The sequence below is a fragment of the Kitasatospora sp. NPDC058170 genome (assembly GCF_042883905.1).
Lineage (GTDB): Bacteria > Actinomycetota > Actinomycetes > Streptomycetales > Streptomycetaceae > Kitasatospora.
In genome coordinates this window covers 1-10,496 of sequence record NZ_JBHVUV010000070.1, presented here as the reverse complement: position 1 = coordinate 10,496, position 10,496 = coordinate 1, and the positions used below count along the sequence as shown (strand labels likewise).

At 73.8% G+C, this 10,496-nt stretch carries 12 protein-coding genes; 4 read left to right on the top strand and 8 right to left on the bottom strand.

Features of this window, described 5'->3' with window-relative positions; translation table 11 throughout:
* A partial coding sequence (locus ACFVVX_RS37600) for a serine/threonine-protein kinase (RefSeq protein ID WP_387952656.1) occupies positions 1 to 1,027 on the bottom strand: 1,027 nt, incomplete at its 3' end.
* A gap of 6 nt (positions 1,028 to 1,033) precedes the next feature.
* Complete coding sequence (locus tag ACFVVX_RS37595; protein ID WP_387952655.1) at positions 1,034 to 1,801, bottom strand: serine/threonine protein kinase; 768 nt, start codon at positions 1,799 to 1,801, stop codon at positions 1,034 to 1,036.
* 327 nt (positions 1,802 to 2,128) lie between these two features.
* Here ACFVVX_RS37595 and ACFVVX_RS37590 point away from each other — a divergent pair, with 327 nt between their 5' ends.
* Entirely contained in the window at positions 2,129 to 2,542 is a 414-nt protein-coding gene (locus ACFVVX_RS37590; RefSeq protein WP_387952653.1) for a hypothetical protein, read from the top strand.
* A gap of 103 nt (positions 2,543 to 2,645) precedes the next feature.
* On the opposite strand, the gene ACFVVX_RS37585 is transcribed toward ACFVVX_RS37590, so the two are convergent.
* Positions 2,646 to 3,185 (bottom strand): GNAT family N-acetyltransferase, encoded by a 540-nt coding sequence (locus ACFVVX_RS37585; protein ID WP_387952652.1) that lies wholly within the window; start codon positions 3,183 to 3,185, stop codon positions 2,646 to 2,648.
* 181 nt (positions 3,186 to 3,366) lie between these two features.
* Positions 3,367 to 3,714 carry a hypothetical protein gene (locus tag ACFVVX_RS37580; protein ID WP_387952651.1) on the bottom strand — a complete coding sequence of 116 codons (348 nt, stop codon included), beginning with the start codon at positions 3,712 to 3,714 and terminating at the stop codon, positions 3,367 to 3,369.
* Between the two features lie 464 nt (positions 3,715 to 4,178).
* Here ACFVVX_RS37580 and ACFVVX_RS37575 point away from each other — a divergent pair, with 464 nt between their 5' ends.
* Positions 4,179 to 6,125 carry an RICIN domain-containing protein gene (locus ACFVVX_RS37575; RefSeq protein ID WP_387952650.1) on the top strand — a complete coding sequence of 649 codons (1,947 nt, stop codon included), beginning with the start codon at positions 4,179 to 4,181 and terminating at the stop codon, positions 6,123 to 6,125.
* A gap of 9 nt (positions 6,126 to 6,134) precedes the next feature.
* Here the strand turns inward: ACFVVX_RS37575 and ACFVVX_RS37570 are convergent, their stop codons facing one another.
* Entirely contained in the window at positions 6,135 to 6,794 is a 660-nt protein-coding gene (locus ACFVVX_RS37570; protein ID WP_387952648.1) for a hypothetical protein, read from the bottom strand.
* A gap of 251 nt (positions 6,795 to 7,045) precedes the next feature.
* Entirely contained in the window at positions 7,046 to 7,597 is a 552-nt protein-coding gene (locus tag ACFVVX_RS37565; protein ID WP_387952647.1) for a YciI family protein, read from the bottom strand.
* Positions 7,598 to 7,810: 213 nt separating this feature from the next.
* Between ACFVVX_RS37565 and ACFVVX_RS37560 the strand changes: the two genes are divergently transcribed.
* Together ACFVVX_RS37560 and ACFVVX_RS37555 are read left to right on the top strand one after the other, a co-directional pair.
* A complete protein-coding gene (locus ACFVVX_RS37560; protein WP_387952645.1) occupies positions 7,811 to 8,098 on the top strand; it encodes a hypothetical protein in 288 nt (95 codons plus the stop codon).
* A gap of 168 nt (positions 8,099 to 8,266) precedes the next feature.
* On the top strand, positions 8,267 to 8,779 hold the full coding sequence (locus tag ACFVVX_RS37555) for an NTP pyrophosphohydrolase (RefSeq protein WP_387952643.1): 513 nt from the start codon (positions 8,267 to 8,269) through the stop codon (positions 8,777 to 8,779).
* 67 nt (positions 8,780 to 8,846) lie between these two features.
* On the opposite strand, the gene ACFVVX_RS37550 is transcribed toward ACFVVX_RS37555, so the two are convergent.
* Positions 8,847 to 9,437 (bottom strand): lytic polysaccharide monooxygenase, encoded by a 591-nt coding sequence (locus tag ACFVVX_RS37550; protein WP_387952642.1) that lies wholly within the window; start codon positions 9,435 to 9,437, stop codon positions 8,847 to 8,849.
* A gap of 231 nt (positions 9,438 to 9,668) precedes the next feature.
* Positions 9,669 to 10,361 carry a hypothetical protein gene (locus ACFVVX_RS37545; protein WP_387952641.1) on the bottom strand — a complete coding sequence of 231 codons (693 nt, stop codon included), beginning with the start codon at positions 10,359 to 10,361 and terminating at the stop codon, positions 9,669 to 9,671.
* Positions 10,362 to 10,496: the final 135 nt, after the last annotated feature.

The following is a 10,496-nucleotide window of genomic DNA, read 5'->3' as shown; positions in this document are numbered from 1 at the left end:
GGCCGCCCCGGCGCGCCGGACGCGGGCCGGACCGCCGCAGCCGACCCCGTCCCGCCGCCGGGGCGGGCCCGGCCACCTGGGCCGACCCGGCCACCAGGGCGGCGAGGTCGACCCGGCCCCGCGCCTCGCGGTCGGCGGCGAGACAGGCCGTCACCACCGGCCGCCACGGCGCGGGCAGGGCGTCGTCCAGCCGCAGCGGCGCGGCGCCCCGCGCATAGGCCTGGGCGGCGAGCGAGCGGGCCCGCGCGGTGGCGCCGAGGAAGGGGTGCAGTCCGCCGGTGAGCACCTGGTGGGCGAGGACGCCGAAGGCCCAGATGTCGGCGCTGGGGCGCAGGGCCATGCCGCGGGCGCCGGTGCGCTGGGACCACCACTCGGGCGGGACGTGGTCGGGCGAGCCGAGCGGCGGGGCGTAGGCGTGGGTGCCCTCCAGTTCGGCGGTGAGGCCGAAGTCGGCCAGCTTGGCGGTGCCGTCTGGCATCAGCAGGATGTTGGCGGGCTTGAGGTCGCCGTGGACCCACCCTCCGGTGTGCATGTACGTCAGGCCCGCGCAGACTTCGGCGAGGACGCGTTCCGCCCCTGGAGAGGGCGTGCCGGGCCGGGCGGAGTCCAGGACGTCCTGCAGGCTGCGGGCGGCGCGTTCCATCACCAGGGCGACGGCGCCGTCGAGCCGGGGGTGGGCGGGGTCGTCGAGGGTGACGACGGCGAGGGTGCGGATGAGGTGGGGGTGGTCGGCCCGGCGGCTGAAGCGGGTCTCGCTGCGCGCGATTTCGGCCATGGTGCGGCGCTGGCCGGGGCTGAGCCGGGCGGGGCTGAGGAACTTGACGGCGGCGTCCGGGGGTTGGCCCGGTCCGCTGGCGGCGTGGACACTGCCCCAGGCGCCGCTGCCGATGAGCTCGCCGATGCGGTAGCCCGCCACGGGGTAACCGTCCGGGACGTCGAACGCCGGTTCGGCGGCGTCGTGGCTCGGGCTCTCGGGGCTCGGGCTCTCGGGGCTCGGGCCGTCAGGCCGGGGGCTGTCGGGGTGCACCGCGGGTCAGCAGCTGCGCCGGGGCGGGAGCAGCGCCAGGTGCTCCTCCCGCACCAGGTCGAACCTCAGTGCCAGCGCCACGAGTTCCTCCCGCTTGCCACCGGTCCTGGCGACGGCTGCCGGATCGTCGTCCGGGCCCTCGCGCAACCGGAGCTTGGTGACCACCAGGTAGTCGATGTGGTAGTTGACGGCCGAGCGGGTGAGCCCGCGACAGGACGGCAGGGCGCGCAGCCGGGCCACCACCTCGGTGGCGCCGGGCACCGCGGCGGCGGAGGGCGAGCGCAGCCTCGGTTCGCACAGGGCCAGCAGCACGAGGAAGTACTTGGAGGTGGGATCGAGCGCGAACGGGCTGACCGTGCGCTCGCCACCGCCTCCGCCGAACTCGCCGTCCAGGTAGGCGTGCTGGGGCGCGAAGACCTTGAAGGCGGCCGGTTCGCCGAGGGCCGGCAGCAGCACCCGGGAGAACTCGAACGGCACCGGCGCGCCGAGTCTGCCGGGCGCCACCTTGACGTGCTCGCCCGCGCCCTCCAGGTTCTCCACGACATACGTCGCGCTGGTGCTGAAGTTGGAGAGCCGCCAGTAGTCCTCGGCCGCGGTGACCTCGCCGGCCCGGCGCGAGACGCCCTGGTCGGCGAGCGGGATGGCGACGGGCCGGCCGGGCTCGCCGCGACCGAACAGCGCGGCCTCTCCGGGGCCCATCCGCAGCAGTGCCGGCCGGCCGCCGGAGGCGGATTCCGGGCAGGATTCGGGCAGTTGAACGATGACCGTGTCCACGCAGCCACCTCCGTGAGTCGCGACGATGCTATCGGCCCGAACGACTTCACGCCGGTCCGCCACTCGTACGAGTGAAGGCACCGGTGGCGCGACCCGGACGCCGCGTCAACAGGCGTTTCCCCGGGACGGGTTGGGGGCGGCGATCAGGGGTGGACGAACCCCTCGGTAACCTCCTGAACACCTCCTTGAACAGCATTCAAATAAGTTGCGGAATGTAGTTGAACCGTCACCTTGAGTGTGATGCAGCCCACATATGGCATGCTCACAATGTGTGCAAGACTCATCCCACGGAGTGAGATTCCCTTTCTTTCCAAGGAGGTTCACATCATGCGCACTCGTATCGCAGCCCTGATAGTCGCGGTGGCAGGGATCGCAGCGGCCACGGCCGGACCGGCCTCGGCGACGACGACAACGAGCGAGGCCGGTGGAGCGAGCTGTACCACCGTGGTCAACCACCCCTGTGTGTGGCAGCAGAAGGACGGCGGAGGAGGCGTCGTCGGCGTCGCCCAGGTCTCGCCCGCCCACCCGGCGCAGCTGACGCTGGTTCAGGTCGAGGTCAGGACCCAGCGCGCCTGGGGCAGCCCCTGGGTGACGGTCGCCTCCACGACCGCCCTCCAGACCGGGTTCACCAAGGCCGTGACGCCGCGCGTCGTCACCGACGACCTCACCATGATCTGCGCCACCGGCGGCCCGGCCCTGGATGCCGCCCAGCGGGTCACCAGCTGCACCGGCCCGTTCTGACCACTTCACTGAGCCGCACCCACCACGGACCGGGGCCCTGCGCGCCCCCTCCCCAGGGCCGGCCGCCGGGTCCGCAACCGGCGGCCGGCCACCGGTAGCCCGGTCATTCGGGCCCGGGCCGGTGCGTCCATTCCCGGTCGAGGATGCTGAACACGTCGGAGTCGCGCCAGCCGTCCCGGATCCGCGCGGTGTGCCGGTGCCGGCCCTCGTGGGTCATGCCGAGCTTGCCCAGCACCCGGGCCGATGCGACGTTGCGAGGATCACAGGTCGCATAGATCCGGTGCAGTCCCATCAGCCCGAACCCCCTGCCGAGAAGTTCCCGGCCGACGGCCGTGCCCACGCCCCGACCCCATACCCGGGGATGGACGAGATAGGAGATCTCGCCCTGACGGTGGGTCGAACTACGGACCTTCAACTCGCCGATACCGACGAGTTCACCGTCGAGGCAGGCCGCGTACACGAACCTCGCCCGCGGGGACCGCAGCCGGGCATCCACCGCGCCTCGGACGAAGTCCCGCGTCTGTTCCTCGGTGTTCGGCCCCCACGCCTGGTAGCGACAAGCCTCCGGCAGGCCGGCGAAGGCGTGGACCGCGTGGCAGTCACCGACAACGAGCTCGCGCACGGTCACCGAGGTTTTCGTCACGAGCCGATCCTGTCAGGCCGGCATCGCCACCTGCCCGCGCTCAAGCCGCGGGGGATCCCACACGATCGAGATCGCATCACTGTCGTGCGGCGACGCGTCAGAAGAGCGGGTGCCCGCGCCGAACCGGCGCGGGCACCCCATCTGTTCACATGCAGTCAGCAGGCACGCTGGCGGTGCTCCGTCAGCAGCCGGCCCAGCCGATCCCGATGCCCGTCACCCGGTTGACCGTCCTGAAGGCGAAGGTGCGCGTGGTGTCCTTGGGACCGACGAGGGGGCCGTTCTCCGAACCGGCCGTGGTGTAGAAGATGACGTAGGGGCAGCGGCCGTCGGCCCTGTCGTCCGTCATCCAGCCGTTCACGTTGAAGCCGTCACACGCCTGGCCCCAGCCGTGGCCCTCGTTGTTCGACACGTTCCTGCTGATGCAGTCGTTCAGGCGCGTCTCCCCCGTCGTCGCGGCCGAGGCGGGCATCGCCAGCCCCACCACCGCCGCGGCCGACACGAGGGTGGTCGCCAGGATTCGTCGCTTCATGGTGTGTCCTTCTCTGTTGATACGGGTGGGTACAGATGGGTACGGACGGGCTCCGGCCCCTCGCGCATCCGGTCCGTCCGAAGTGGCGCCGGTTCCGCCGCTGCAGCCGGTGGCGGTCGTGCCCGTGACGTCGGACCGGACGCCGGCCACGGGATCTCCGGGCCGTCCGAGGAGTCGGTGCGAGCTCCACCGTGCGGCAGGGCGCGATTGTCCGACTACCGGAAGCGCCCAATGCGCAGGTGGGCGGCGGACAACCGGGCTTGGCCGCGGACAACACCGGGCGCCCGGCGGGTCTCTCGGGCGCACCCGTGAGCAGAGCGCGCCGAGGTCGGGTCCGTCACCGCGACGAGTTGTCCGAAGAGCCCTTTGGGCTCCCCTGTCACATGTTTGACTGACCATCAACAAGTAGGCGGCTGGGGCGGCCGGGCATCCGGTTCGGCCCCGGATACCGGAGGGGGCAAGGGGTGGGGAGTGCCGGACGTCCGCAGGGGCGCCTGAAGGGGGAGACCGAGCAGGCGGACGCCCTGGCCCGGTTCGTACGGGAGGTGACCTCCGGTGTGACCGTCCGCAGACTCGCTCAGCGCTATCCCGCCGGCCGGACCAGTTGGAGCGAGTACCGCTCCGCGGAGAAGAACATCCCGTGGCACCTGCTCCAGCGGCTGGTCCACGACCAGGTGACGGACCCGCGGACCCGGGCGGTGCTGCTGGCCCGCGCCGGCCGGCTGCACGAACAGGCCACCCGGGCGGCCTGCGGCCTCCAACCGCCCCGGTCCGAACGGTCCGCCACCCAGGAGGCGTTGGAGCGGGCGCGGCAGGCGCAGCAGCAGGCCGAGGCAGCGGTGGCGGAGGCCGAGGAGCTGATCCGCGTCCTGGTGGCGATCGTCGCCGAGCTGCGGAGCGAGCTGGACACCGACGGTTGCGGGGAAACGGGCGCGGGCGACGGGGCCGGCTCGGGCTCGGGTGGGGGCGCGGCGACGCTGCGGCGGATCCGGCTGCGGGAGGCGACGTGGTGTCTGGGCGAGGTGCGGCGCATCCGCGACAGCGCCCGTGAGGTGCGGCGGACGGCAGGGCAGGAACTCGACGCCGTCGGGCTCCTGATCGACAGGGAGCGGTCCCGGGCCGGGGCCGGTGCGGGCGGCGGGCAGCCGGGGGCCGAGGTCGCGGTGCCCGACGGGACGGGAGCCCACCTGCCGGTGCTGCGGCGTCTGGAGGGCGACCTCGTGGTGGTACGGCGGGCCCTGGGCGGCCGGTACCCGGAGCTGGCCGGTCCGGCCGCGTCCGGCCCCGGGATTGTCCGCGGCGAGCTGGTCCGGGCCCCGGACATCCGCCCGACCGGCCCGTTGGCGCTCGGCCCGGTGTCGGTCGGCCTGCAGCGCGGCCGGCCCGCCGGTGCGCGGCGCTCCACGGCGTGGACCGCCCCGGTCACGGGTGCGGTGGCGGCGGTACTGGCCGGGGCCCTGGTGCTGGCCGGGGTGGTGGTGGGAATCCGGCTGGGCGCACCCGGGCCGACGCCCGTCGACGCGGCCCCCCAGGCGGCCGGCGCCCGGCTCGGGCCGGGGACCGGCGCGAGCGGCGGCCCCGCCTCCGCGCCGGAGGGGAGCCCCTCCGGGCCGACGTCGAGCCCGCCGCAGAGCACGCCATCGGGCACGTCGCCGGGCACGTCGCCGGACTCGTCACCGGTCGCTCCCCCGGTCGCTCCCCCGGCGAACGGCACGCCCGCCCGGGCCCTGCCGACGGACACGCCGCAGACCGCCCCCGCACCGGCCGCCCCCACGCCACAGACCACCCCCGTGCCACCCGGCACGGCCGCCCGGACCCCGGACGCCGGCGCTCCGCCGGCGCCCGCCGCCCCCTCGCCGCCGACCGGGACCACCGGCACCGCGCCGCCGTCGGCTCCCCCCGTCTCACCGCCGGCACCGCAGCCGGAGCCTTCGACACCCGGCCGTCTCGGCGGCACCCCGATGGTGCCGCCCGCGGGGCCGGTGGAGATCAGGAACGGCAACAGCCAGCAGTGCGTGGCCACGCCCGGCGGCTCCCGGGAGAACGGCCAGAGCGTCCAGCAGTTCCCCTGCGGGGACTTCCCCGACCACTTCTGGGAGGCCCAGCAGTCCTCCACGGACGCCGAGGGCGAGACGCACTACCGAATCGTCAGCTACAACAGCGCGCTGTGCCTCTCCGTGCGCGACTCCAGCACCGAGGCCGCCGCCGGGGTGGTCCAGTCGGCGTGCGGGAACAGCCCGGGGCAGACCTGGAGGATCGAGAAGTGGCCGAACGGCATCCGCTTCGTCAACGACAACAGTCGCCAGTGCCTCGCCGTCTCCTACCGCAGCACCGTTCCCCAGGCGCCCCTGATGCAGTACCCGTGCGGTGACTACCCCGACCACTACTGGACGTACGGCCCACGCCGTTAGTACCGACAGTCACAGGTGCGGGTGGGGCCTTCCTCCGCCCGCAGGCCTCGGCGCGGTCGCGCGGCCCGCCGCCGTCCCGGCTGCTCCGGCGGCCTCGGCCGCTCCGGCGATCTCGGTCGCTCCGGTCTCGGTTGCTCCGGTCTCGGTTGCTCCGCCGGTCTCGGGGCCTGAGCTGGTGCGGATGGTCTGCGTCGCCACCGGGATGTCCTGCCCGGCAGGCGTCGACGCCGTCATCGGAACTCCTGCACGGACCGCCGCCGTCACCCCCACCCCCATCCCCGCCGTCGTCGTCGCCCCCGCGGTCGCCGTCTCGGCAGCGGGGGTCGCCGCGAAGTCGAAGGCCGCCAGTGAGTACAGGCGCAGCACGAAGTTCGGGTGCTCCGGGTGGCCGCCCGTCCAGTCCGCGTCCTTGCTGCGGATCACCTGCGTGCGCTCCCCCGAACCGAGGCTCTCGACCGGGCCGAGCCGCACCCGGATGTTCGGACACCAGCGCCCGTTCCAGCTGTGCTCCAGCTCCAGCTCCCACTCGTCCTCCCGGACGTCCAGGAACTCCCCCACCCGACCCGCCAGCACGGTGGTCCCGTACGAGGCCCGGACCACCGCCCGCTGATCGAAGACGGCGTCCTTGCCGATGACCGTGATCCGCCACGGCCCGTTCATTCGCAGCACAGCCGCCCTCCCGAGGCTCCCGATGCGCGGGACAGCCGGACCCCGCACTCCCTCGACGGCTCGACGGCGCCCACCGGTTCAGACCCGCACCACGGACTCCGCCACTCATGTCGACCTTCAGTCGCTTCAGTCGCTGCCAACCACGCCACAGGCCTTCCGGCCTGCCGCTTCATTGAGCGACTGAACGGCAGCCCCGAAGCTTCCAGGAGCTCGGCCGGTCCTCGGAGCAGTGTGGGCGGGATGTCCTCAGATCACGACGGTCGCCCGCCGAACTGCCAGGTGTGCACCTCGATGTCGGCGTACCCGTCCGGGGCCAGGACGGCGCGTGCCGTCTCCCGGTCCGGCGCCCGGAGCAGTACCGCCGTGCCCAGCCAGGTGACGCCGTCGTCGGCCAGCAGCGGCCCGTACGCGATCAGCTCCTCCCGGTCGGGCGGCACCGCGAGGTCGGCGGCCTGCCCGGAGCCGAGGCCGAGCACGAGGTACCGGTTGCCGCCGGTCCGGCCACCGGGGAAGTCCCACATCGTGCGCCCCAGCAGATTGCGCCACCGCCGCACCAGCACGTCCCGGTAGACGCCGGCCTGGTAGCAGGGCTCCTCGAAGGCGAACGCGCGGGCGGCGGCAGGGCCCGGCAGGTCGACGATGTGCACACTGCCGGTGGGCGTGTCTCCGTCGCCGGAAAGGGTCGGACCGCGGGCGATCATCTCGGCCGCGTAGCCGTCCATGTAGGACCAGTGGTCCTCCAGCAACTCCTCGCGCAGCCCTGCGGAGCCGGGCCGGTCTCGGTGGTAGAAGAAGTACTCCATGCCCGTAGCATCCCCGCGCCCAGCACCCGGGTCCACCGGGTTTCCCTGCGGGCCCCATCGACGGCCGGCCCGTCGAGCCGCCACCCTGGCCACTTTGGTCCAGACCATTGACGGGGGAGGGTCCGAGGCAGCAGGATCGGCGACGCTCGGGGGGCCCACCAAGCGTACCTTGCACGTCCTGTGATCCTTCGTCAGTCGAAAGGGCAAGGAACCATGCGCAAGATCGTGAAGGCCGCTGCCACGGCAGCGGTCGGTGGAGCACTGCTCCTCGGTTTCACCGGGTCGGCCACGGCCGCCGCGCTCCCCCCGGGCCCGGTCGGCCTGGGCGGGAAGGGCTGCCCGGCGCACTACTGGAACCAGGCCCAGTACGGCTCCTACGACCAGTACCTGCAGTACACCTACGTCGGGGGCAACGGCGTCAGGTTCGGCCTGTACGCCGTCTACTTCAACAACCCGGCGCGCGGCACCAGTTACGACTCGGCGATCTCCTACACCTGCTGACCGCCCCCGGCTGCCCGGGGTGGGCGCACCCCGCCCGCCCCGGGCGGCTCCGCTCCCCGCACCGGTCGGGGGGAAGGCATCGAGCTGTACGACCCGATCAGCGGGCTCAGCCCCCCCGGGGGGGCGGCGGGGCGCGGAGCGGGATCCGGCGTGGCAGGCTTGCGCGCCATGAGCGAGTGCGATGCGGGTGGGACGGACGGGCGGGTGCCGCTGCTGGTGGTGGACGCCGCCAATGTGGTGGGTTCGGTACCCGACGGCTGGTGGCGGGACCGCCGCGGTGCGGCCGAGCGGCTGCGCGACGCGCTGGTCGCCGTCGCGCAGCACGGACCGGCGGACCGGGACGGGCCGCACGTCCGGTCGGACGCCGGCCCGGTGGAGGTGGTCCTGGTCGTGGAGGGCGCGGCCCGCGGGGTGGCGTCGGTCCCGGGTGTCCGGGTCGTCGCCGCCCCCGGGTCCGGCGACGACCGGATCGTCGAGCTGGTCGAGGAGACCATGGCCGAGGAGGCCCCGACCGGGGAAGTCCTGGTCGAAGACGCCCCGACCGGGGAAGCCCCTCCCGCCCGGCCCCGGAGGGACTGCCGGGTCGTCACCGCGGACCGCGGCCTGCGCGCCCGCGTCATCGCCCTCGGCGCCGGAGTGCTCGGCCCGCGCTCGGTGTGGCCGGCCCGCCCGGAGAACTGAGCGACCGGCCGGCCGGGCCTCCCCGGGAGCCGCCCGCCCTGCGGGACGGACGGCAGGGCCGTACGGGTCAGAACTGGACGTCCGTGCAGGAGTAGAAGGCGTTCGCGGTGTCGGCGACGTCCCAGACCGCGACGACCACGTGGTGCCCGGTGCGGCCGGTGGGGAGGGTCGCGGTGTGGGTGGTGGTGGCGGCGGGCTGGCGCCCGTTGTAGGGGACGGTCAGGAACGGGGTGAGGTCGAGGGCGGCCCGGGTGATCTTCTGGGTCGCGTCGTATCCGGGCTTGGTGAGGAAGTACCGGAAGTTCGTCGTCGAGTGCCTGGCCTCGATCTCCCAGGTGAAGGTGAGCTGCTGACCACCGGTCACCTTGGTGGTCGGCCACTTGCCGCTGCGCGGGTTGTCCAGCGGCGCCCAGCGCGCGTCGGCGCCCGCGCAGATGGTTCCGTCGGCGGGCCCCCTGCTCGGGAAGCCCTTGGGGCCCTCGACGCTCTGGGGCTCCCACTGGATGTCGCCGCAGTTGGTGACGACACCCGCGCCGCAGAGCGCCGAGCGGCTCGGCGGGAGGTTGATGAAGCCGTGCGACTGGGCCGGTGCGGCTGTCACGAGCGGGACGGCCGCGGCCGCGGCCAGCACGGCACCGATGATGTGGCGTCTACGCATGATGCTCCTCCGTGGGGGTGGATGGAGAGTGCGCCCGACGCAGGAAGCGCGTGGGGGTGCGCTGACCGCCGAGTCGATTGGCATGCCTGCGCCAGGTCGGTACCGGAACCGTAGACGCCACCCCCGCACACCGTCAATGGTCTGTACCACAGCGGGAGTTGGGCCATCCGCCGGGACCCGCAGCGCGCGCGACGGGCCGCCGCTTCGCGCGGGGGCCGTCCGGCGGGCGGCTCACTCGCAGACCCGGGCGTACTCCCTGCCGCTCCAGTCGATGCCGGCGCCGGTCCTGATGCGCTCGATGGCGGGGGCACCCTCGCGTCGCACGTCGAAGACCAGCGTCCCGTACGGCAGCCAGGGTGCCGCGACCGTGTAGAAGGTGCGCGTCCTGCCGGCGACCGGGAGCTCGGCCACCCTGGTCAGGGTGAGCGGGGTGTCACCGCACGACACACCGGTCAGCTCCTCGACGTCGGTGAAGTACAGCAGCACCCAGTCGCGGTAACCGGGCAGTTCGGCGCTCCGGGTCACCGCTCTCAGCGTGGCGGAGCCGTCGGACTCGTCGGTGCCCGCGTCCGACGGCGGACACGCGACCTCGCCGCGGCCCCCGTCGTAGGACCTCGTGTAGGTCCCGAGGCAGGTCTCCCCCGCCCGGGTGGTCCAGACGAGCCAGGTACCGGGGTCGCCGTGGAAGACCACCGGCATCGGTCCGGCGGCCGGATGCCCGCTGAGCGCGGCGAGCTCGCTCAGCAGGTGTTCGACCTCGGGCACCGGCGCGAGCCCCGACCGCTCCTGCCCGGCGGCGGCCCCCGGACGGTCACCGCCGCGCGCGGTCACCCCCGAACCGGCGCACACCAGTAGGAACAGCGCCGTCAGCCCGGCCACCGCCAGGGCCCCGCCGCGCAGTGGTGGTACCGGCTTTCGCCTCATGAGTCCCCCTCGCCGACCAGCCTCCCCAAGGCGGCGGACCGGGGCAAGGGCTACGGCCCGGCCGTTCCGATTCCGCGACACGCCCGTGGGCCGATCGCGGTGGCCGGCGCGGGTCACCGGTGACCCGCGCCGGCC